Annotated in this window: 23 protein-coding genes and 1 tRNA gene; 15 read left to right on the top strand and 9 right to left on the bottom strand. The window is 71.4% G+C overall.

Going from position 1 to position 21,463, the window contains the following annotated elements:
- Positions 1–175: 175 nt before the first annotated feature.
- Positions 176–1,012 (top strand): formate/nitrite transporter family protein, encoded by an 837-nt coding sequence (locus D3273_RS00490; protein ID WP_165359326.1) that lies wholly within the window; start codon positions 176–178, stop codon positions 1,010–1,012.
- 129 nt (positions 1,013–1,141) lie between these two features.
- Here D3273_RS00490 and D3273_RS00485 read toward each other — a convergent pair whose 3' ends face one another.
- Together D3273_RS00485 and D3273_RS00480 are read right to left on the bottom strand one after the other, a co-directional pair.
- The gene (locus tag D3273_RS00485) at positions 1,142–2,323 is read right to left on the bottom strand and encodes an L-dopachrome tautomerase-related protein (RefSeq protein WP_129222626.1); all 1,182 of its coding nucleotides are present in this window, start codon (positions 2,321–2,323) and stop codon (positions 1,142–1,144) included.
- A 124-nt stretch (positions 2,324–2,447) separates the two neighbouring features.
- Complete coding sequence (locus D3273_RS00480) at positions 2,448–3,818, bottom strand: NarK family nitrate/nitrite MFS transporter (protein ID WP_129222625.1); 1,371 nt, start codon at positions 3,816–3,818, stop codon at positions 2,448–2,450.
- Positions 3,819–4,020: 202 nt separating this feature from the next.
- On the opposite strand from D3273_RS00480, the gene D3273_RS00475 reads away from it, so the two are divergent.
- Complete coding sequence (locus D3273_RS00475) at positions 4,021–5,283, top strand: type IV pili methyl-accepting chemotaxis transducer N-terminal domain-containing protein (RefSeq protein WP_165359325.1); 1,263 nt, start codon at positions 4,021–4,023, stop codon at positions 5,281–5,283.
- Positions 5,284–5,310: 27 nt separating this feature from the next.
- Here the strand turns inward: D3273_RS00475 and moaA are convergent, their stop codons facing one another.
- The 3 genes from moaA to D3273_RS00460 form a co-directional block, all read right to left on the bottom strand.
- The gene (gene moaA, locus D3273_RS00470; protein WP_129222623.1) at positions 5,311–6,348 is read right to left on the bottom strand and encodes a GTP 3',8-cyclase MoaA; all 1,038 of its coding nucleotides are present in this window, start codon (positions 6,346–6,348) and stop codon (positions 5,311–5,313) included.
- 142 nt (positions 6,349–6,490) lie between these two features.
- On the bottom strand, positions 6,491–8,062 hold the full coding sequence (gene mctP / locus D3273_RS00465; RefSeq protein ID WP_129222622.1) for a monocarboxylate uptake permease MctP: 1,572 nt from the start codon (positions 8,060–8,062) through the stop codon (positions 6,491–6,493).
- Between the two features lie 38 nt (positions 8,063–8,100).
- Positions 8,101–8,316, bottom strand: coding sequence for a DUF3311 domain-containing protein (locus D3273_RS00460; RefSeq protein WP_129222621.1), 216 nt, complete (start codon positions 8,314–8,316; stop codon positions 8,101–8,103).
- Between the two features lie 171 nt (positions 8,317–8,487).
- On the opposite strand from D3273_RS00460, the gene D3273_RS00455 reads away from it, so the two are divergent.
- Positions 8,488–8,856 carry a gamma-butyrobetaine hydroxylase family protein gene (locus D3273_RS00455; RefSeq protein WP_129222620.1) on the top strand — a complete coding sequence of 123 codons (369 nt, stop codon included), beginning with the start codon at positions 8,488–8,490 and terminating at the stop codon, positions 8,854–8,856.
- 51 nt (positions 8,857–8,907) lie between these two features.
- On the opposite strand, the gene D3273_RS00450 is transcribed toward D3273_RS00455, so the two are convergent.
- Entirely contained in the window at positions 8,908–9,549 is a 642-nt protein-coding gene (locus D3273_RS00450) for a L,D-transpeptidase (protein WP_129222619.1), read from the bottom strand.
- Positions 9,550–9,730: 181 nt separating this feature from the next.
- Here D3273_RS00450 and D3273_RS00445 point away from each other — a divergent pair.
- A tRNA-Val gene (locus tag D3273_RS00445) sits at positions 9,731–9,805 on the top strand.
- 27 nt (positions 9,806–9,832) lie between these two features.
- On the opposite strand, the gene D3273_RS00440 is transcribed toward D3273_RS00445, so the two are convergent.
- A complete protein-coding gene (locus D3273_RS00440; RefSeq protein ID WP_129222618.1) occupies positions 9,833–10,513 on the bottom strand; it encodes an HAD family hydrolase in 681 nt (226 codons plus the stop codon).
- Between the two features lie 155 nt (positions 10,514–10,668).
- Here D3273_RS00440 and D3273_RS00435 point away from each other — a divergent pair, with 155 nt between their 5' ends.
- Entirely contained in the window at positions 10,669–11,037 is a 369-nt protein-coding gene (locus D3273_RS00435) for a hypothetical protein (RefSeq protein WP_129222617.1), read from the top strand.
- Between the two features lie 189 nt (positions 11,038–11,226).
- Here D3273_RS00435 and D3273_RS00430 read toward each other — a convergent pair whose 3' ends face one another.
- On the bottom strand, positions 11,227–11,511 hold the full coding sequence (locus tag D3273_RS00430; RefSeq protein WP_129222616.1) for a hypothetical protein: 285 nt from the start codon (positions 11,509–11,511) through the stop codon (positions 11,227–11,229).
- A gap of 246 nt (positions 11,512–11,757) precedes the next feature.
- On the opposite strand from D3273_RS00430, the gene rpiA reads away from it, so the two are divergent.
- From rpiA to D3273_RS00385, 9 genes are all read left to right on the top strand, one after another.
- Entirely contained in the window at positions 11,758–12,486 is a 729-nt protein-coding gene (rpiA, locus tag D3273_RS00425; protein WP_129222615.1) for a ribose-5-phosphate isomerase RpiA, read from the top strand.
- A gap of 5 nt (positions 12,487–12,491) precedes the next feature.
- Positions 12,492–13,070, top strand: a complete 579-nt coding sequence (locus tag D3273_RS00420) for a DUF2059 domain-containing protein (protein WP_129222614.1) — start codon at positions 12,492–12,494, stop codon at positions 13,068–13,070.
- Between the two features lie 42 nt (positions 13,071–13,112).
- The gene (gene gor / locus D3273_RS00415) at positions 13,113–14,567 is read left to right on the top strand and encodes a glutathione-disulfide reductase (protein WP_129222613.1); all 1,455 of its coding nucleotides are present in this window, start codon (positions 13,113–13,115) and stop codon (positions 14,565–14,567) included.
- A gap of 19 nt (positions 14,568–14,586) precedes the next feature.
- A complete protein-coding gene (locus D3273_RS00410; RefSeq protein WP_129222612.1) occupies positions 14,587–15,543 on the top strand; it encodes an alpha/beta hydrolase in 957 nt (318 codons plus the stop codon).
- 31 nt (positions 15,544–15,574) lie between these two features.
- On the top strand, positions 15,575–16,141 hold the full coding sequence (locus D3273_RS00405; RefSeq protein ID WP_129222611.1) for an NUDIX domain-containing protein: 567 nt from the start codon (positions 15,575–15,577) through the stop codon (positions 16,139–16,141).
- Positions 16,142–16,217: 76 nt separating this feature from the next.
- Positions 16,218–17,096 (top strand): alpha/beta hydrolase, encoded by an 879-nt coding sequence (locus tag D3273_RS00400; protein WP_129222610.1) that lies wholly within the window; start codon positions 16,218–16,220, stop codon positions 17,094–17,096.
- Positions 17,087–18,238: a lycopene beta-cyclase CrtY gene (gene crtY / locus D3273_RS00395; RefSeq protein ID WP_129222609.1), complete on the top strand. Its 1,152-nt coding sequence runs from the start codon at positions 17,087–17,089 to the stop codon at positions 18,236–18,238. Before D3273_RS00400 ends, crtY begins: the two co-directional genes overlap by 10 nt.
- Positions 18,235–19,812, top strand: a complete 1,578-nt coding sequence (locus tag D3273_RS00390; RefSeq protein ID WP_129222608.1) for a phytoene desaturase — start codon at positions 18,235–18,237, stop codon at positions 19,810–19,812. Before crtY ends, D3273_RS00390 begins: the two co-directional genes overlap by 4 nt.
- Positions 19,809–20,738, top strand: coding sequence for a phytoene/squalene synthase family protein (locus D3273_RS00385; RefSeq protein ID WP_129222607.1), 930 nt, complete (start codon positions 19,809–19,811; stop codon positions 20,736–20,738). Before D3273_RS00390 ends, D3273_RS00385 begins: the two co-directional genes overlap by 4 nt.
- A 30-nt stretch (positions 20,739–20,768) precedes the next feature.
- On the opposite strand, the gene D3273_RS00380 is transcribed toward D3273_RS00385, so the two are convergent.
- On the bottom strand, positions 20,769–21,158 hold the full coding sequence (locus tag D3273_RS00380; RefSeq protein ID WP_129222606.1) for a hypothetical protein: 390 nt from the start codon (positions 21,156–21,158) through the stop codon (positions 20,769–20,771).
- Here D3273_RS00380 and D3273_RS00375 point away from each other — a divergent pair.
- A complete protein-coding gene (locus tag D3273_RS00375) occupies positions 21,145–21,336 on the top strand; it encodes a hypothetical protein (RefSeq protein WP_129222605.1) in 192 nt (63 codons plus the stop codon). The two genes, D3273_RS00380 and D3273_RS00375, sit on opposite strands and share 14 nt — an antisense overlap.
- The last annotated feature ends 127 nt before the right edge of the window (positions 21,337–21,463 follow it).

The raw sequence follows: 21,463 nt of genomic DNA, 5'->3' as shown, positions 1-21,463 counted from the left end.
CGCCGCGAGGCGGGCCTTTTTCGTGCGGACGGCTCGGCGGCGGCCGGCGCCGACAGGCCTGGTTCCCGCTTGCGATGATCGCTTTTCGCGTCAACGGGCGTGTTCCCGCTATCGGACGATTCCACCGGGGCGCGATCTGCTCTAGCCTCGCCCGATGGCAGACGATCGAGACACGATGGCGCCGGAGCAGGCCGAACAGCTCCAGGAAACCCTGCAGACCGCCATCTCGGCCCCGCCCGAGCCGGTGATGATCCACGACATCATCCGTCAGGACGGCGAGCGGGAACTCGGGCGCAGCATCGAGGCGCTGGCCTGGTCGGGGCTCGGCGCCGGCCTGTCGATGGGCTTCTCGTTCCTGATGCTGGCCACCATCCGGGCCTACCTGCCCGATTCGCCCTGGCGCATCCTGGTTTCCGGTTTCGGTTACACGACCGGCTTCATGATCGTGGTGCTCGGCCGCCAGCAGCTGTTCACCGAGAGCACCCTGACGGCCGTGCTGCCGATATTGACCAAGCGGACGGCCACGTCGGTCCTGAAGATGCTGCGGCTGTGGGCCGTGGTGCTGCTCGCCAACATCTTCGGCACCTTCCTCTTCGCCTGGCTCATGTCGGCGCCGGACCTGTTCAACGACGAGATCACCCGGTCGCTGACGGCCGTCGGGCAGGAAGCACTGAAGGACCCCTTCTGGCCCATGGCGATCAAGGCGATGCTGGCGGGCTGGCTGATCGCCCTGATGGTGTGGCTGCTGCCGAGCGCCGGCCAGTCGCGCCTTCTGCTGATCCTCATCATCACCTACACGGTGGCGATCGCCCATTTCTCCCACCTCATCGCCGGTTCGGTCGAGGTGGCGTATCTGGTGATCACCGGCCAGATCAGCCTGTGGCACTATGCGGGGCATTTCTTCGTGCCGACCCTCCTCGGCAACACGATCGGCGGCACCTCGCTGGTCGCGCTGCTGAACCACGCGCCGGTGCGCGAGGAACTCGACGGGGAAACGCCGGGCCAGGACTGATCCTCCCCGGGCACCGGGCCGCGGGACGCCGAAGGCGTCGAGCGCGTGCCTGTGAGCCCCCGGAACGGCGGGGGATCGCCCGTCACGGCCGGGAAGCGGGGCGTGCTTCCGCGGCGTGTCGGGTTGGCGTCATCTGTCGAAAGCGGGATTGCCGGCGATCTCGCCCTTCTTCTCGGGCACGATCTTCCAAAGGTTGAACGTCTTTTCCGTCCAGCCGTGCGCATTGTAGCGCGGCGAATTCTGGATGGCCGAGTTCGTCACGTAGAGTTCGGCGTTCGGCCCTTCGGCGAAGGTGTCGGGCCAGACGAGGCGCGGGTCCTTGACGAGGACGTGCCGCTCCTTGGCGCCGGGCTCCTGCGTCTCGATGGCGTTCTTCTGCACGGCGGAGAAGTAGAGCTTGCCCGTCTTGTCCTGCCAAAGCCCGTCGTTGGGCTCGCTGGCCGACACGGTCTCGACCTTGGCCGCCACCTGGTCGGGTGCGAGGCCGGCGTCCTGCAGGGCCGAGGTGGGGATGCGGTAGAGCGTCTTGGCGGTGACGGGCTGGAAGTACAGGTACTCGCCCTTCGGATCGAGCGAGATCGAATCGGCCGCGAAGGCCACGCCCTTGCCGTCCGCCTCGTGCAGTTCCTTGCCGCCGATCACCACCTTGACGTCAGGGTCGACCTGCGTCGGCATGGCGCCGTCGAGCGTGCGATGGGCCTTGCCGGTCGCGATGTCGAGCACGACGAGAGCCCCTTGGGCGCCGCTGTCGGTCATGTAGGCGTACTTGCCGTCGGGCGAGATGCGGACGTCGTTGAGGTAGCTGCCCTGGGGGGCGACGTCGCCGCCGAACCGGTAGTTCCGGATGACCTTGTCGGTCTTCAGGTCGATCTCGACGAGCTTCGGGCCGCCCGGCACGATGAAGCCGGTGGCGGGGGCGGCGGGGTCGACGACCCACAGGTGCCCGTGTCCGTCCGCGGTCTCGGCCTGCACGCAGACGAACCGGTCGCCGGGGTCCTTGGGGTCCGCCGCCCGGAAGCTGTTCCACGCCTCGTCGGGGTAGGGGACGAGCTTGCCGTTCTTGATCTCGGCGACCGACACCGGCGAGTCCTCGAACCAGCGCGGGAAATTGACGAAGATGCGGCCGTCCTCCGACACGGCGACGCCCGTCACCTGACGGTCGAAGCTCATGACCTTCTCGATCTTGGCGGAAGGCGTTTCGGGCTTGGCCACGGGCGCGGCGGCGACCTGGGGGGCGGCCGCGGCCGCCGTGGCGAGGGCACCGATCATCGTGGTGGCGAGGAGGAATCGGGTCAGGGTCGAACGGGGCATGGCGATCTCGGCCGGAGGGCGTGTGCCCCGAGAACGTGGCGGACCGGACCGACGTTCCCCCGAACGGGAACCGCCGCGGGGATGCCCGCGGCGGCGGCCGTCGTCGCTGTCGCGCGGCCCGGGGTCAGGCCGTGACGGTCACGCCCGCGGCGTCGCCGGCCGAAGCGCGGCGCTGGGCCACGGCCTCGTCGTAGAGGGACTGCTCGTTCTGCTTGTGCACGATCGAGAAGCGGATCACGGCCGCCCCGCAGGCGCAGACCACGGCGGCGATGCCCAGGATGAGGAAGGTTTCCTGGATGTTGCCGGTGCCGCGGGCGAGGAAGCCGGCCGCCACGCCCCCGATGTTGCCGCCCGCGCCGATGATGCCCGCCACGCCGCCCAGCACCTTGCGGTCGATGAAGGGCACGAGGGCGTAGAGCGAACCGCAGGCCATGTGGGTGAACAGGCCGAAGGTGAGCAGGAACAGGATCGCGAGAACGGTCGAATCGGACTGCGAGAAGGCGATGAGGAACACGCCTTCGGCCATCATCGTGGCGAACAGGAGCCAGGTGCGGCCGTCCAGGCCCTTGGAGAAGGCGATCCGGTCGGACAGCAGGCCGCCGAGCGCGCGGGCGAACAGGGCCAGCAGGCCGAAGGCGCCGACCGCGTAGCCGGCGTTCTCCTGGGTCATTGAGAACTTCGTGAAGAAGTAGGTGACCGCGATGGAATGGACGAAGAGCTCGACGCCGAAGGAAGCGCCGTAGCAGGCCGCCAGCAGCCACACGCGGTAGTTCTTCGCCGCGACCTTCATCACGTCCCAGCCGCCCTTCTTGCCGCTGTCGACCGAGATGCCCTGGCGGCGGAGCTCGACGATGTTGCCGAGCGGCGTGTCCTGCGTGAACTTCCAGTACAGGGCCGACACGATCAGCATCAGCACGCCGGGGACGATCATGGCGTAGCGCCAGCTCAGCGACTGGCTGAAGCCGTAGGCGGCTATGGCGGCGAAGAGCAGGGGCATGACGGTCTGGGTCACGCCGCCGCCGGCGTTGCCCCAACCGCCCACCGTGGCGTTGGCGGTGCCGACCACGTTCGGGGCGAACATGACCGAGGTGTGGTACTGGGTGACCACGAAGGACGCGCCGATGATGCCGATGAAGAGGCGCGCCACCATGAACGACGTGTAGTCCTGGGCGAAGCCGACCAGGAACACCGGAACGGATCCCAGCGCGAGCAGGATCGTGTAGGTGATGCGGGGGCCGTACCGGTCGCACATGGGCCCGATGACCATGCGGGCCAGGATCGTGGCGAACACGCCCGCGATGGTGATGTTGTAGACCTGGTCCTTGGTGAGGGACAGGTCCTTGGCAATCGTCGGCATCAGCGGCGCCGTGGCGAACCAGGCGAAGAAACAGACGAAGAACGCGATCCAGGTCAGGTGGAAGGCGCGCATCTGCGGCGTCTTCAGGCTGAACAGGTCGATGCGGGTAGCCTTACCGGTGGGCGTTCCAACTGCCATTTTGCGCTCCAAGAGGCGTTGTCTCCACCCGCCTGGGGTGGGGTGGAGGCACGGATTGCCCACCGCGGTGTGGGCACGACTCGGCGTGCGAGGCGAAAGTCGGCCGCTCCGGTGCGACCGCGTATTGCGATGCACAACGCATGCCAAGCCGGCGGCGCGGCGCTTGCAGACACGGCCGGGGTCCCTCGTTCCCGGTCTGCAGATGACATCGGTCTCGTTCTTCTCCTCGGGCGGTCCCGGCGCCCCCGCGCTCCAGGCGGATCTCGAAGGCGTGGGGCTGACGGTGACGGGACCGCTGAAGCTCAGGACCATGGTGCAGGACGTGATCTGCACCGCCCCCGACGTGGTCGTCTGCTATGAAAGTCACCCCGGCGATGCCTTGTTCGCGGTCACGTCCACGCTGCAGGACACCGCACCCCGGCCGCTGGTGCTGTTCACCGGGGATCCCGATGCGGAGAAGATCGAGCGCGCCACGGCGGCCGGCATCCACGCCTACGTGGTGAACGGGTACGCTCCGGCGCGGCTGCGGTCGGTGATCCACGTCGCCCAGGCGCGGTTCAAGCGCGACCAGTCGCTCCGCGAGGAGCTGAGCGAGGTGCGCGACCGCTTCACCGAGCGCAAGCTCGTCGACCGCGCCAAGGGCATCCTGATGCGGGTGCGCGACGTCGCCGAGGAGGACGCCTTCAAGGTGCTGCGCTCGGCGGCGATGCAGTCGAAGCAGCGCATCGGCCAGGTGGCCCAGCAGGTGATCGACGCCACCCGCTACGCCGACGCCATCAACCGCGCCGGCCAGCTCCGCATGCTGTCGCAGCGGGTGGTGAAGCTTTACGCGCAGGGCTGCGCCGGCATCGCCCCCGAAACGGCCGCGGAGCTGTGCCGCGAGTCCATCGCCCAGGTGGAGGCCAACCTCGCCGTGCTGGGCCGCACGCTGTCCAAGCCGACCTTCGGCGACCTCCTCGACGGCGTGCTGACCCCCTGGACGGCGCTGAAGGCGGCGCTCCGCGGCCGGCCCGAGGCGGCGCGGCTGCGCGACATCGACGCCCTGGCGGAGCGCCTGCTCGCCCAGGCCGAAGCCTTGACGCGCAACCTCGAAACCGCGGGCTTCACGGCGGCGCTGCGCGTCATCAACGTGTCGGGGCGCCAGCGCATGCTGTCGCAGCGGATCGCCAAGGGGGCGATCCTGGCGACGCTGCCCGGCGCCGGCCCGCCGTCCGACGCCGAAGCCCGCAGGGCCGAAGCGGATTTCGAGCAGGGCATGGCCTTCCTGGCCGCGACGCCGCTCAGCACCGCCGAGATCCAGGCCGTGATGGCGGCGGCGACCTCGGCTTGGTCGGAGTTCCGGCGGGCCGCGGCGTCGCCCGCGACGGCGGGGCGCGACGTGGCGGCGCTGAGCGAAACGCTGCTGTCGCGGTTCGGCGAACTCACGGCGCTCTACGAGCAGGGCATCCAGACCCTGATGGCGTAGCGGGTCCGGGCCCGCGCCGGCGCGCCGTCAGCCCCCGGTGGTGCTCATCATCCGCCCGACGCGCGGCTTGGCGGCGAGGCGGTCCGCGACGAAATCGTGGCCCTTGGGCTTGCGCGAGATGGCTTCCGCGATGGCGGCGTCGAGCGCCGCGTCGGGGTCTCCCGAGCGCAGCGCCGCCCTCAGGTCGGCGGCGTCGTTCTGGCCGAGGCACATGTAGAGCGTGCCCGTGCAGGTGACGCGCACGCGGTTGCAGGATTCGCAGAAGTTGTGCGTCAGCGGGGTGATGAAGCCGACGCGCCCTCCCGTTTCCGCCACGCGCGCGTAGCGGGCCGGGCCACCGGTCGACACGGACAGCGGCTCCAGCGTGAAGCGCTCGGCCAACCGGTGGCGCACCTCCTCCAGCGACAGGAACTGGTCGGAGCGGTCCCCACCCTCTTCGCCGAGCGGCATGACCTCGATGAAGGTGATCTCCATGCCGCGATCGTGCGACCACGCCACCATGTCGGCGAGTTCGTCCTCGTTGACGCCCTTCAGCGCCACGGCGTTGACCTTCACCTTCAGCCCGGCGCGCCGCGCCGCCACCATGCCGTCGACCACGCGGTCGAAGCTTCCCCAGCGTGTGATGACGCCGAACTTGGCCGGGTCGAGCGTGTCGAGGGACACGTTCACCCGCTTCACCCCGCAGCCGGCGAGCTCGTCGGCGAAGCGGCCGAGCTGCGACCCGTTGGTGGTCAACGTCAGCTCGTGCAGGGCGCCCGAGCCCAAGTGGCGCGACAGCTTGCCGAAGAGCTGCATGATGTCGCGCCGCACCAGCGGCTCGCCGCCGGTGATGCGCAGCTTGCGGGTGCCGCGCTCCACGAAGGCGGTGCACAGCCTGTCGAGTTCCTCGAGGGTGAGGAGGTCGCGCTTCGGCAGGAACTGCATCTGTTCCGACATGCAGTACACGCAGCGGAAGTCGCAGCGGTCCGTCACCGAAACGCGGAGGTAGGTGATCGCCCGCCCGAAGGGGTCGACCAGCGGCGCGGGTTCGGCGGGGGCGAAGCCGGTGGCGGGCACTTGCAGCATGGGCGCTATATAGGTCTCCCGGCCGCCGAACGGTAGCCGTCACGCCCGCGTCGTCCACCCGCTTCGCCGCGCGGGCATGCATTTCGTGCGGACGCGAAGCCCGTCCGCGGTGCGGGGGGCCTCGCGGGCGCCGGAAGCTGCGTCACACGTAATCGGCCGCCACGGTGGCGTCGCGCCGCTCCGGCCGCGCCGCCATGTTGAAGACCAGCGTCAGCACGACCGCGACGGCGATGTTGGCGATCAGCGCGTAGACGGCGGCGAAGGCCGGCACCTGCGTGCCGAAGATCGACAGGGTGTATGTGGCGTTCTTGAAGCCCGTCTGCGCCACCGCGTAGGTGCCGAACCCCATGCCGACGGCCCAGCCGACCAGCAGGGCCCAGGAGTTGAACCAGCGGGTGTAGAGGCCGATCAGCACGGCGGGCAGGGTCTGGATGATCCACACGCCGCCGAGCAGCTGCAGCGTGATGACGAAGTCCTTCTCGAGGCCGACCACGAAATACAGCGCTCCGAGCTTCACCACCAGGGACACCAGCTTGGCCATCTTGGCTTCCTGCTGGGGCGTGGCGCGCGGGTTGATGAACTCGAGGTGGATGTTCCGCGTCCACAGGTTGGCGGCGGCGATGGACATGATGGCGGCGGGCACCAGCGCGCCGATGCCGATGGCCGCGAAGGCGAAGCCCGCGAACCAGGACGGGAAGATGTCCAGGAACAGCGCCGGCACCGCGAAGGTGTTCGAATAGCGCTTGAACAGGTCGGTGTAGAGCGGGTTCGAGCCCACCCCCATCTTGATCGCCATGAAGCCGAGCAGGGTGAGGAAGGCCAGCACCAGCGAATAGGCCGGCAGCAGCGCCGAGTTGCGGCGGATGACGTCGCGCGTCGAGGAGCTCAGGATGGCGGTCAGGGCGTGGGGGTACATGAACAGCGCCGCCGCGGAGCCGAAGGCCAGTGTGGCATAGGTGGTGTAGGCGCCGGTGGAGCCGGCCGGCGGCGTGGCCAGCACCAGCTTGGCGGCTGGCACGGCCTCGAAGATCGGCCCGAAGCCGCCGAAGCGGTAGATCACGACGCCGATCGCGGCGAAGATGACGATGTACACCATCACGTCCTTGACGACCGCGATAGAGGCGGGGGCGCGCAGGCCGGACGTGTAGGTGAAGGCCGCCAGGATCACGAAGGCGATCAGCAGCGGCAGCTCGCTGAGGACGCCCGTGGTGGGCAGGCCGAGGCCCGCGATGACCACTTCGAGGCCGACGAGCTGCAGCGCGATGTAGGGCATGGTGGCGACCAGGCCGGTCACCGCGACGGCCAGGGCCAGCCAGCGGTTGCCGAAGCGGCCGCGCACGAAATCGGCCGCGGTGATGTAGCCGTGTCGCCGGCACACCGACCACATGCGCGGGAACACCACGAAGGTGATGGGGTAGATCAGCGTCGTGTAGGGCACGGCGAAGAACGCGATGGCGCCGGCGCCGAAGGCCAGGGCCGGGATCGCGATGAACGTGTAGGCGGTGTAGATGTCGCCGCCGATGAGGAACCAGGTGATCAGCGTGCCGAAGGTGCCGCCGCCGAGCCCCCATTCGTGGATGAGGTCGAGATCGCCTTTGCGCCAGTTGGCCGAGGCGAAACCCAGGATGGTGACGCCTGCGAAGCAGATGACGAAGACCGTCAGGGCGATCCAGTTGACCGGCATGGTTTTCTCGAAGCGGGAAAGGGACGGCACGGCGGATCTGCGGAGCGCGCGTTCGGCGCGCCGCAGCATCAGTCCGTGATGAGGTACACGACAGCCGTGATGATCGCGGTCAGGACCACGAACGCCATCTGGTAAGTGTAGAAGAAGGGGAAGCCGAGGAAACGCGGCTCGACCGCGTTGTAGAACGGCACCCAGAGCAGGGCCGGGTAGGGGATGAGCAGCAGCCACCGCCAGGGCGAAGCGCGCTTGTGCCGTCGCGGGTCGTCGTCGATCCGATGGACCATGGGTTGCCTCCCTGAACGTGGCCCACCACGGCGACGGCCGGCCTCGGCCGCGACCCCTTTCGGGAACGACGCGGGACGGCCGGCCGTCGCCGTGCGAAGCCTTGACGGTCACGCTACAATGTCGAGCGTGAACGTGGCAATGGGTTTCGCCGGGACCATGGGGAACACGAGATGTCGACGCAGAACTGGCCGATCGAGCTTCGCCTCAAGGACGGAGGACGGGCGCTGAGCGTGGCCTACGACGACGCGACCTTCGACCTGCCCGCCGAATACCTGCGCGTCACGAGCCCCAGCGCCGAGGTGCAGGGCCACACGGCGGCGGAGAAGCGCACCGTCGGCGGCAAGCGCAACGTGGTCATCACGGCCGTGGAGCCGGTGGGCCACTATGCCGTGAAGCTCGTCTTCGACGACGGCCACGACAGCGGGCTCTTCACCTGGGATTACCTGCACGAGCTCGGGGCCGACCGCGAAGCCAAGTGGGCACACTACCTCGGCGAGCTCGACGCGAAGAAGATGTCGCGCGACTACCCGAGCCTGTGAGCGCGCCTCGAACGCCGAGGCCGGGCGGGTGTCCCGCCCGGCCGTCGCCCGTCAGGGCTGCACGATCACGCGGGTGCCCACCGCCACGTGGTCGTAAAGGTCGGTGACGTCCGCGTTGGTCATGCGGATGCAGCCCGACGACGTGGCCTGGCCGATCGTGTCGGGTTCGTTCGAGCCGTGGATTCGGTATTCGCTGCGGCAGAGATACAGCGCGCGGGCGCCGAGCGGGTTGTCGGGGCCGCCGGCCATGTGGTGCGGGATCTCGGGGTGGCGCTTCACCATGGCGGCGGGCGGCGTCCAGTCCGGCCATTCGCGCTTGGCCGTGACGGTCTGCCCGCCCGTCCAGCTGAAGCCGGGGCGCCCGACGCCGACGCCGTAGCGGATCGCCCGTCCGTCCAGCAGCACGAAGTACAGGCGGCGCTCGCGCGTCGACACAACCACCGTGCCGGCCGGCTGCCCGCCGTCGTAGGCGACGGTTTCGCGCGGGACGGCCTTGCCGTAGTCGCCGTCCACCATGTCCACGTCGGCGCCGGGCTGCCAATGGTCGGGGTTGTCGAGCACCGCGGGCGCGGGGCCGGCGGCCGGGGCCTTCGGCACGAGGTGCACCCCGTCGTCGCCGGCGCGGGGCGCGGCCTGGGCCGACAGGGAGATCGCGAGGCCCGCGACGGCCAGGGCGAAGGTTCGGGTCCGCATGGTCGGCCTCGATCGGTTGGATGGGAGCGGGGCCGCATTCTGCCGGGTTTCCGGGGCCCGGCAACGGGTGGAGCGGCCGCGGCCCGCATTGCGGCGCGGCGTGTCGCCCGGACCACAGGTCCGAGCGGCCGAGACCCGCTTGACAGCGACGGCGACGCTGGGTAATTCAGCGCCACGGTTCGGGCGCGTAGCTCAGCGGTAGAGCATTCGCTTCACACGCGAAGGGTCACAGGTTCAATCCCTGTCGCGCCCACCATATCTCCCCGAACCGCCTTCCCCCTTCTCAGAGCGTCCCGACCAGCGACCCCACGGCATCGGCCAGGGCGTCGAAGTGGCTGATCACCCGGTCCGGCTCGAACGTTGCCACGGGCCGGTCCGTGTAGCCGAAATCCACCGCCACGCAGGGGATCCGCGCCGCCTTCGCGGTGTCGATGTCGGTGCGGCTGTCCCCCACCATGACGCAGCGCGCGGGATCGCCGCCCGCGCGCGCGATGGTGCCGAGCAGGGCGCCCGGCTCCGGTTTGGACACCGCGAACGTGTCCTGCCCGCAGATGACCTTGAACCGATCCGCGACCCCCAGCGCGGCGAGAAGGCGCTTGGCGGTGCCTTCGAGCTTGTTGGTGCAGACCGCGAAGGCGAAGCCGTCGGCTTCGAGCCGGTCCATCGCGGCGACCACGCCGGGGTAGAGGTGGGAATGGTCGGCGATGTGGTCCTCGTAGAAGGCGAGGAAGCGGCGGAACAGGTCCTCCAGGCGGTTCTCGTCGAGCGGTCGCCCGGCAGACGCGAAGCCGCGGCGGATGAGCGCCCGGCCGCCGGCGCCGAGCAGGCTCCGCGCCTGATCGACGGGCAGGGGCGGAAGGCCGTCGAGCGACAGGACGTGGTTCAGCGCGCCCATGAGGTCGCCCGCCGTTTCGGCCAGCGTGCCGTCGAGGTCGAACACGACGAGGGGGAAGGGGTCGGTCATTTCGTCTCCGGTGCGCGGCAGGGGCGGCGGGTCGCCCGATCCGGAACGGGCGAAGCGGCGATTTGGGTCGGGCCGCCGGTCTCGCCCGGGCTGGAAACGCGCCGCCGCATGCGGGATACTCGCGACCCCATCCCGGGGCGCCGGAGACACAAGAGATGACACGGACCGCGAAGGCGGCGGGCTGCGCCGCGGCGCTGATCCTGGCCGCGACGGCCCAGGCCTGGGCGGCGAGCTACGAGTTCCTGGCCGCACCGGAAACGGACCTGAACCGGGTGTACCGGCTCGACAAGGCGACGGGCGAGATGGGGGCCTGCCAGTACGGGCTGTCGGAGAACACGGTGGGCGTCACCCTGTGCTATCCGCCCGGCGAGGGCGGTGGGGCGCAGTCGCAGAGCGAATACGCCCTGATCGCGTCGCGGCACGACCGCGAGGGCGGTGTGTTCCGCGTCGACGTCCGCACCGGGACGATGTCGATCTGCTACGTGCTGAACCAGACCGTGGTCTGCACGCCCCCGGGCAAGTAGGCCGCGATAGGGGGCAAGACGGAAAGAGCCGCCCCGGCGCTGGGCCGGGGCGGCTCTCGAAAGGCGAAGACCCCCCGGTGGGGCGCGAACCGGGGGGTCTCGCTGGCACGGCCCGCCCCTGGGGGCGAGCTGGCCGAGCTGGTCGCGGCGTCGGGCCGAAACGGGGAAGCGCGGGTCAGCGGGTGGGGGTCAGCACACGCGGACGGGGCGGTAGCCGGCGAAGTTGCCGTAGGCGTCGTAGACCGGGCGGCGGCGGACGCAGGAATAGGGTCCCGGGCCGTAGCCATAGCCGTAGGGCCGGGCCGCGCCGCCGATGATGGCGCCGGCCGCGAGGCCGCCGAGCACGCCGGCCGCCACGGGGGCGCCCCAGCCGTAGCGCCACCAGGCTTCCGCCGGCGTGGAGGACGCGATCGTGGCCGTGCCGAGGGTCAGGGCAGCGAGCCCGGCCGCGACGGTCGTCTTGACTGCGGACATGGTGAGCTCCTTGAGCTGAAGGGAGGGATGGCCGGGCCGAAGCCCTGGCCGCGACGCCGGCATCGCAGCGTCGACGCCACGAAACATAGGGCGCGCTTGCTGAACACGAGGTGAAGCCCTCCGGTTGCGCGGTCCCCGGCGCCGAATCCCGTGCCGTCATTTGCTTTTCGATGCCCCCCACGATAGGTGTCCGGCCGTCCGGCGCTCCTCGCCGCACCACCGTTTCCCGCCCCACGACGAGCCAGCATGGCCGACCAGCCGGACGAGTCATCGAAACGCCGCGTCGCCGCCCGCGCGCTCGCCTTCGTCGAGGACGGCATGCGGCTCGGCCTCGGCACGGGGTCGACGGCCCAGCATTTCGTCGAACTCCTGGCCGAGCGCGTGCGCGGCGGCCTCGACGTCGTGGGCGTGCCCACCTCGGAGCGGACGCGGCTGCAGGCGGAAAGCCTCGGCATCCGGCTGGCGACCCTCGACGACCTCCCCGAGCTCGACCTCACGGTCGACGGCGCCGACGAGTTCGACCCCGAGCTCCGCCTCATCAAGGGCGGCGGCGGCGCTCTTCTGCGCGAAAAGATCGTGGCGTCGGCGTCCGCCCGCATGATCGTCATCGCCGATTCGTCGAAGCGCGTCGCGCGCCTGGGCGGGTTCCCGCTGCCCGTGGAGGTCAACGCCTTCGGCCTCGCGTCGACCCGGCGCAAGGTCGAGCGCGCCGGCGAAGCAGCCGGGGCGCGGGGCTCGGTCTCGCTGCGCCATGGGCCGGACGGCTCTCCCTACCTCACCGACGGCGGCCACCTCATCCTGGACTGCCGATTCGACCCCATTCCCGACCCCGAAGCCCTGGCTGAGCGCCTCGTCGCGATCCCGGGGGTGGTGGAGCACGGGCTTTTCATCGGGCTGGCCTCGGCCGTCGTCACGGACGGCGACGCGGGCACGCTGGTCGTCGAACGGCCGAGCCCCCAACCCTCGAGGACCTGAAGTCGATGACGCCCAAGACCCGCCTCGCCGCCGCCGTCGCGCTGCTGGCCTTCGCCGCAGCCCCGGCGTCCGCGCAGACGCCCCCGGCCCCCGCGCCGGCCGCCCCCGCGGCGCCCGTGGCGCCCGCGCTGCCGACCCCCGTGCCGGCGCTGCCGCAGCCCGACGTTCCGCCCGAAAAGCTCGCCGCCGCCCGCCAGGTCATCGTGTCGTCCGGCATGGCGCGATCCTTCGAGCCCATGGTGCCCCAGCTGGAGGAGCAGATCCCCATCGTGGTCACGCGCACCCGTCCCGACCTGTCGAAGGACCTGACCGTCGTGCTGGCCCAGCTCCAGCCCGAGTTCACGGCGAAGTCCGGCGAAATGCTCGACATCGCGGCGCGCATCTACGCCCGCACGATGAGCGAGCAGGACCTCAAGGCGACGGCGGCCTTCTTCGACAGCCCCGCCGGCAAGCAATACGTCGCGGCCCAGCCCAAGATGCTCGACGAGCTCGTCGTGTCCATGCAGGCCTGGACCCAGGAAGTGTCCGGCTTCATGATGAAGCGCGTCCAGCAGGAGATGGAGAAGAAGGGCGACAAGTTCTGACGCCACGCTCCGCCCGCCGCGCCGCTTCCGAGGACCTCTAGGATGAGCACGCCCGACAGGGTCGATTATTTCGTCATCGGCGCGGGCTCCGGCGGCGTCCGCTCCGGGCGGATCGCGGCGTCCCACGGCGCCAAGGTGATCGTCGCCGAGGATTTCCGCATCGGCGGAACCTGCGTGATCCGCGGCTGCGTGCCCAAGAAGCTCTACGTCTACGCCAGCCGCTTCGCCGACGAGTTCGCCGACGCGGCCGGTTTCGGCTGGACGGTGGGGGCCACCTCCTTCGACTGGCCGGACCTCGTCCGCGCCAAGGAGGGCGAGATCACCCGCCTGTCCGGCCTCTACCGCCAGAACCTGGAGAAGGCCGGCGCGTCCTTCGTCGAGTCCCGCGTCAGGGTCGACGGCCCCAACGCCGTGGTGACGGCCGACGGACGGCGCATCGAGGCCGAACACATCCTGGTGGCGACCGGCGGCCGGCCCACGATGCACCCGGACATCCCCGGCCTCGAACACGCCATCACGTCGAACGAGATCTTCGACCTGAAGGTCTTCCCCCGCCGCCTCGTCGTGGTCGGGGCGGGCTATATCGGGCTGGAGTTCGCCTCGGCCTTCGCCCGCCTCGGCGCCGACGTGACGGTGATGTTCCGCGGCGACCAGATCCTGTCGGGCTTCGACGACGACATGCGCGACGGGCTCGCCGACGCGCTGCGCGAGGCCGGCATCACGCTGCTGCCGCGCACGCTGCCGCAGGCGCTGACGCGCTCCGACGGCTGCGTCGAGGTCCTGATGCCGGACGGCTCCACCCTCGTCGCCGACCAGGTCCTGATGGCGACGGGGCGGGCGCCCAACACGCGCAACCTCGGCCTGGCCGAGGCCGGCGTGGCGCTCGACGATCACGGCGCCGTCAAGGTCGACGCCTTCTCGCACAGCTCCGTGGCCTCCATCCACGCGGTCGGCGACGTGACGGACCGCGTCAACCTCACCCCCGTGGCGGTGCGCGAGGGCCACGCCCTGGCCGACACGCTGTTCGGCGGCCGGCCGACCAGCGTCGACCACGAGCACATCGCGTCCGCGGTGTTCTGCACCCCGGAGATCGGCTCCCTCGGCCTCACCGAACGCCAGGCGCGCGAGCGCTACGACGTCGTCGACGTGTTCAAGGCCGGGTTCCGGCCCCTGAAGGCGACGCTGTCGGGCCGGGTGGAGAAGGTGGTGTTCAAGCTGGTGGTGGACGGCGTCACCGACCGCGTGCTCGGCGTCCACATCCTCGGGCCCGAGGCCGGCGAGATGATCCAGATGATCGCGGTTGCGGTGCGGATGGGCGCCACCAAGCGGGACTTCGACGCCACCATGGCGGTGCACCCCACCATGGCGGAGGAGATCGTCACCCTGCGGACCCGCTCGGCGCGCCACGTCCGCACCGTGTCGCAGGGGATCGGGATCAACGACGCCCTGCACGACAGCGCGCGCGCGCGCCAGCGCACCGGCATGGCCGGGGCCTGACGCGTCCGGTCCTCGCCGCGTGCCGATCGACCCGCAAGCGGCGAGGCTCATGGCGATGCTCGGTGCCAGCCGCCCGACGGATTGGCCGAGCGTGTCGGCCGTCGAGCGTCGGGCCGGCTTCGCCGCGCTGATGCGGATGGCGGGGGCGCCGCCCGCCTTGCCGTCCGTCCGCCCCGTCGCGGTGGCGGGAGCGGAAGGACCTCTCGAAGCCCGCCTCTACGCCCCATCCCGGGATCCGGGGCCGGGCCTGGTCTATTTCCACGGGGGAGGGTTCGTCGCCGGCGACCTCGACACCCACGACGCCCTGTGCCGCAGCTTGGCTCTGGGAGCCGGATGCCGCGTGGTGTCCGTCGCCTACCGGCTGGCGCCCGAACATCCGTTCCCCGCCGCGGTCGACGACGCCGAGGCGGCCACCGCCGACGTGATCGCCCGCGCGGCCGCCTTCGACATCGATCCCGCGCGGGTGGCGGTGGGGGGCGATTCGGCGGGCGGCACGCTCGCCACGCTGGCGGCCGGCGCCCTCGGCCCGCGCCTCGCGCTGCAACTTCTGCTGTGCCCCGTGCTGGACGCGGCGCCCGCCACGGCATCGCGCCGGTCCTTCGCGCGGGGGCACCTGCTCGACGCCGCCATGATGGCGCGCGACCTCGCCGACTACGCGCCCGGCGCGCCGGACCCCGCAGACCCACGGCTGTCGCCGCTGCATCGCCCCGGCCTCGCCGCCATGCCCCGCGCCCTGATCCACACGGCGGAGTTCGACCCGCTTCGCGACGAGGGCGCGCTCTACGCCGAACGGCTCGCCGCGGCCGGCGTCGCGGTCGAACACCGCTGCCACCCCGGCATGATCCATCACTTCTACGGTCTCACAGGGCTCGTCCCCGCCGCCCGCGCCGCGCTGGGCGCCATCGCGGCCGGACTCGGCGCGGCGCTGGCCGGGTCGGACGCGCCGGGTCGCCCCGGCGCCGGTGCCGCCCTATAGTGGGGCGCGGCATCCCGCCGACGAGGACATCATGGTCGCGATCCGTTCGACGAGGCTCGCCCACGACGGCTGGCTGAAGATCCGCGTCGCGACGCTGTCGGGCGACGACGGCGTGGCGTTCACCCGGGAGGTCGAGGACCATGGGCCGGCCGTCGCGGTGCTGCCCTACGATCCCGACCGGCGCGTGGCGCTGCTCGTGACGCTGCCCCGCGCGCCCGTGCTGTTGATGGGCGGGGCGACGGACGTCCTCGAAGCGCCGGCCGGCCTGCGCGAGGACGGCGAGGACCCGGCCGATTGCGCCCGCCGCGAAGCGCTGGAGGAGGTCGGCGTGGCCCTCGGCGGCCTGGAGGAAGCGGGCCACACCTGGTCGATGTGCGGCGTGTCGACCGAGCGCATGCACCTGTTCCTCGCGCCCTACGCCGCCCGGGACCGTACGGGCTCGGGCGGCGGGCTCGCCGAGGAGCACGAGAACATCACGGTGGTCGAGGTGCCGCTTGCCGAGCTTCGCGACCGGGCCGACGCCAACGCGCTCGACGACATGAAGACGCTCTGCCTCGTGCAGACGCTGAGGCTGCGACGGCCGGAGCTGTTCGCGTGAGGGCGCCGCGGGCGACCCGGATTTCCGCCCGGCCCAGGGTGGACGGGGTCGCGGCGGGCGTCGCGCCGCGCCGCGCATGATCCCGCTCCTCGTCGTCCTGGCGATCGTCGTCACCTTCGCCGTCTCGGTCCTCACCGCCTGCGCGGTGGCGGTGCGGAGCTTCACCGGCGCGTCGCGCGCCGCCGTGGGCCCGCCGCCGGCCGGGTTCGGCGCCGGCCCGGTGTCGATCGCCTGCCGCGGCTACGTGCTCGCGGGCTGGTTCGCGCCCGGCAGCCCCGGCCGCGGCGCCGTGGTGCTGATGCACGGCCTGCGCTCGGACCGCCGGGCGCTGGCGTCCCGCATGGCGATGCTGGCCCGCCGCGGCACGGCCGTGCTGGCGGTCGACCTGCGCGCCCACGGGGAAAGCGGCGGCGCTTCCGTGACGCTCGGCCGGCGCGAGGCCGAGGACGCCGCCGCGGTTCTGGCCTGGCTGCGCGCCGCCGCGCCGGGCGAGCGGGTCGGCGCCATCGGCATCTCGCTCGGCGGCGCCGCGCTGGCGCTCGCGAGCCGGGTCGCGCCGCCTGACGCCCTGGTGCTCGAATCGGTATTCCCCGACATCGACGCCGCGATCCGCAACCGGGTGGGGCTCGTCGCGGGCGCGGCGGCCCGCTGGCTGACGCCCCTGCTCACCGCCGTGGGCGTGGGGATGACGGGCCTGCGCGCCGCGGATCTGCGGCCGATCGAAGCCGTCGCGCGCTATCCCGGCCCCGTGCTGGTCATCGGCGGCGGCTCCGATCCCCTCACGACGCCCTCGGAAACCCGCTCCCTGTTCGACGCCGCGCCGGGCGACAAGCGGCTCTGGATCGTCGAGGGCGCCGGGCACGTCGACATGGCGTCGGCGGCGGGATCGGATTACGAAGCGCGGGTCACGGCCTTTCTCGGCCTCCACCTGGACCGGACGGTTCCATGCGCCTGATCCTGGTCGGCGGCGGCCTCGCCAACAGCCTCATCGCGCATCGCCTTTCGGCGATGCGGCCCGACGTCGACTGGACCATCCTCGAAGCGGGCGACGAGCTCGGCGGCAACCACACCTGGTCGTTCCACGCCGGGGACCTGACGCCCGACCAGCAGGGCTGGATGGACCCCTTCGTGTCGGCGCGCTGGCCCGGCTACGCGGTGGCGTTCCCCGGACTCGACCGCAGCCTGCCGCTGGGCTACCGCTCCGCCTCGGCCGAGCGCATGCGCGCCGTGATGGCCGTCCACGCCGACCGCGTCCGCACCGGTGCCGCGGTGTCGGCCCTGCGTCCCGACGGCGTGACGCTGGCGTCGGGCGAGGAGATCCGCGCCGACGCGGTGATCGACGGGCGCGGATACCGGCCGTCGCCGCACCTGCAGGTCGCCTTCCAGAAGTTCTACGGCATCGAGGTGCGGACGGCCGTGCCGCACGGGCAGGCCGACCCCATCATCATGGACGCCACCGTGCCGCAGCGCGACGGCTTCCGCTTCGTCTACACGCTGCCCTTCGCCGCCGATCGCGTGCTGATCGAGGACACCTATTATTCGGACGGGCTCGACGTCGACCAGGGCGCGCTGCGGGCGCTGACGCTGGATTACGCCCGCCGCCGCGGTTGGGACGTCGCCGAAGTGCTGCGCGACGAGGCCGGCGTGCTGCCGATCGCGCTCGGGGGCGACATCGAGCGGTTCTGGGACGACGGCCCCGGCGTGGCCCGCTCCGGCCTGCGCGCCGCGCTGTTCCACCCCACCACGGGCTATTCGCTGCCCGACGCGGTGCGGCTCGCCGACCGGGTCGCCGCGCTGTCCGACCTCGGCGCCGCGAACCTGCACCGCGAAACGCGCGCCCATTCCGTGCAGTGCTGGAAGGATGCCGGCTTCTACCGGCTGCTCGACCGGCTGCTGTTCAAGGCGGCCGAGCCCGACCGGCGCTACAGCCTGATCGAGCGCTTCTACCACTTCTCCCCGGACCTCGTGTCACGCTTCTACGCGGGCCGCTCCACCCTCTATGACAAGGCGCGGGTGCTCACCGGAAAGCCGCCCGTGCCGATCTTCCGCGCGCTGCGCTGCCTGCGCGAGCCCACAACACTGGCGACCGCCCCATGAACGCTCCCTTCACGCCTGCCCCCGCGCGCGACGGCACCCGGCCGAAGGCGGTGGTGGTCGGTTCCGGCTTCGGCGGCCTCGCCCTGGCGATCCGCCTCCAGGCCGGCGGCTTCGACGTCACCGTGCTGGAGAAGCGCGACAAGCCGGGCGGGCGGGCCTACGTCTACGAGGACGAGGGCTTCACCTTCGACGGCGGCCCCACCGTCATCACCGACCCGTCCTGCCTCGAGGAGCTGTGGACGGCGGCGGGCCAGCGCATGAGCGACGACGTCGAGCTGCTGCCGGTGAACCCCTTCTACCGGCTGTGCTGGGAAGACGGCGTGACCTTCGACTACGCCAACGACCAGGCCGAGATGGACCGGCAGATCGCCAAGCTGTCGCCCGCCGACGTCGCGGGCTACAAGAAGTTCCTGGCCTTCTCGGAAGCGGTCTTCGACAAGGGCTACATCGGGCTCGGCGCCGTGCCGTTCCTCGACTTCCGCTCCATGCTGAAGGTCGCGCCCGCGCTGGTGAAGCTCGAGTCCTACCGCAACGTCTACGACCTCGTGGCGCGCTTCATCAAGGACGACCACCTCCGGCAGGCCTTCTCGTTCCACACGCTGCTGGTCGGCGGCAGCCCGTTCCGCACCTCCGCCATCTATGCGCTGATCCACGCCCTGGAGCGCAAATGGGGCGTGTGGTTCCCCAAGGGCGGCACCGGCGCGCTGATCCGGGGCATGATCGCGCTGTTCGAGCGCTGCGGCGGCACCATCCGGCTGAACGCGGCCGTGCGCGACATCCGCACCGAAGGCGGCCGCGTCACCGGCGTCGCGCTGGAAGACGGCTCGCGCCTCGAGGCCGACTACGTCGCCTCCAACGCCGACGTCATGCACACCTACCGCGACCTCCTGCGCCACGACCCGCGCGGGCAGGACGAGGCCAAGCGCCTCGCCAAGAAGCGCTATTCCATGTCGCTCTTCGTGGTCTATTTCGGCCTCAAGGGCGACCACCGCGGCCTGGCCCACCACACGGTCTGCTTCGGCCCGCGCTACCGCGAGCTGATCGCCGAGATCTTCGGGGCCGACAAGCTGGCCGACGACTTCTCGCTCTACCTCCATGCCCCCAACGCCACCGATCCCTCGCTCGCGCCCCCCGGCCACAGCGCCTATTACGTGCTGTCGCCTGTGCCCCACCTCGGCACCGCCGACATCGACTGGGCGGTCGAGGGGCCGAAGTACCGCGACCGCATCTTCGACTACCTCGAGGAGCGCTACATCCCGAACCTGAAGCGCGACCTCGTCACCTCGCGCATGCTGACGCCCTTCGAGTTCCGCGACGAGCTGAACAGCCACCACGGCTCCGCCTTCTCGCTGGAGCCGATCCTGACGCAGAGCGCCTGGTTCCGGCCGCACAACCGCGATGGGAAGATCGAGGGCCTCTACTTCACCGGCGCCGGCACGCATCCCGGCGCGGGCGTGCCGGGCGTGGTGGGATCCGCCAAGGCCACCGCCTCGCTGATGCTGGCCGACGCCGGCTTCGCCGCGCCCGTCGGGCCCGCCGAGGCCATGGCGGCGGCGGGGATCGCTCCCGCATGAGCGACGCCGTTTCCGAGGCGAGCCGGCAGTCGATCGAGGCCGGCTCGAAGAGCTTCGCCGCGGCGGCGCGCCTGTTCGCTCCCGGCACGCGCGACAGCGCCCGCCTGTTCTACGCCTGGTGCCGCCACTGCGACGACGTCATCGACGGGCAGGCGGGCGGCATGGGCCGCGTCGAACAGGAGGGCACGCCGGCCGAGCGCCTGGCGATGCTCGAACGGCGCACCCGCGACGCGATGGCCGGCGTGCCGCAGGACGACCCCGCCTTCGCGGCCTTCGCCCGCGTGGCCGCCAAGCACCGCATCCCCGAGCGGCTGCCGCTCGACATCCTGAACGGCTTCCGCATGGACGTCGAGGACCGCCGATACGGCACGCTAGACGACCTGCTGGGCTATTGTTACGGCGTCGCCGGCGCGGTGGGGGTCACCATGGCGGTGATCATGGGGGTCGACCCCGACGACCGGGCGGTGCTCGACCGCGCCTGCGACCTGGGCCTCGCGTTCCAGCTCACCAACATCGCCCGCGACGTGATGGACGACGCCCGCATCGGCCGGGTGTACCTGCCCGCCGAGCTCTTCGGCCGGGACGCCGTCGGGGCCGATTTCGTGCTCGACCCGGCCAACCGGCGCGCCGTGATCGAAGCCACGCACGCTCTGCTCGAACTCGCGGAACGCTACTACGCGTCGGCGCGGGTCGGCATCGCGCGGCTGCCGTGGCGCTCGGCCTGGGCGGTCGCGACCGCGCTGCGCGTTTATCGCGAGATCGGCCGCCGCGTCCGGTTCTCACCCGACCCGTGGGCGGCGCGGCTGTCCGTCCCGGGCTGGCGCAAGCTGTGGCACGTCGGCATCGGGACGGCCCAGCCGGCGCTGTACCGCGTGGTGGGCACGCCGCCCCGCCGCGGCCTGTGGACCCGGTCGGACATCGCCTGACGCCGCGCCGCCGGCGCGCCTTCCGCGGGATCAGCCGCCGAGCGTGAGGGTGCTGAGGGCGGCCTGCACGCCGGCCGAACTCATCGCCGCCGCGGATTTCGGCGCTGCATCCTGGTCGGCGCGCTTGGCGGCGTAATTGCCGTCCTTCTGCCTGATCAGGCCGAGGGCGTCGGCGTCCTTCTGGTCGGCCGCCACCGAGGCGGCGGTGTATTCGCCGCTGCCCGTCTGGACCAGCCCGCCCGTCGCCGCGGCGGCCGGCGACGATCCGCTCCCCGCGGCCTTTCCGGCCGGGGCGCCGCCTTTGGGCGCCGCGCCGGACGTCGCGGCGGTGCCGGTCTGATCGGCGACGCCGCCCGTGCTCGAACCGTCCGACGCCGGGGTGCCCGTCGCGCCAGTGTCGGCGCCGGTGACGGCCGCCACGGGGGCGACGGCGCCGACGGGCGTGGCACCCGTGATGGCGGCCGGGCCCGCGGACGTCGCCGTGCTCGCCGCCGCGGTGGCCGCCGTCGGCACCGCCCTTGTGGCGGCCGATGCCCTGGCGGCCGCAGCCGAAACGTTGGCGCTGGAAACCGACGAGACGTTCATCATCATACCCTGAGCTTCATCTTGCGCGAAGCGTAGTCGAAAGCCGTTAAAGCAGTGTAACGACGATTGTTTCGGGTTCGTTTCTGCGATGTTTGCGGTGCTCGACAGTATCGCTCGGCCGGGGGCGGGGGGAGGGCGGG

The sequence above is a fragment of the Lichenibacterium minor genome (genome assembly GCF_004137685.1).
In the GTDB taxonomy this organism is placed as follows: Bacteria; Pseudomonadota; Alphaproteobacteria; order Rhizobiales; family Beijerinckiaceae; genus Lichenihabitans; species Lichenihabitans minor.
The sequence above is the reverse complement of the archived record's forward strand: the minus strand, read 5'-3'. Positions and strand labels throughout refer to the sequence as shown.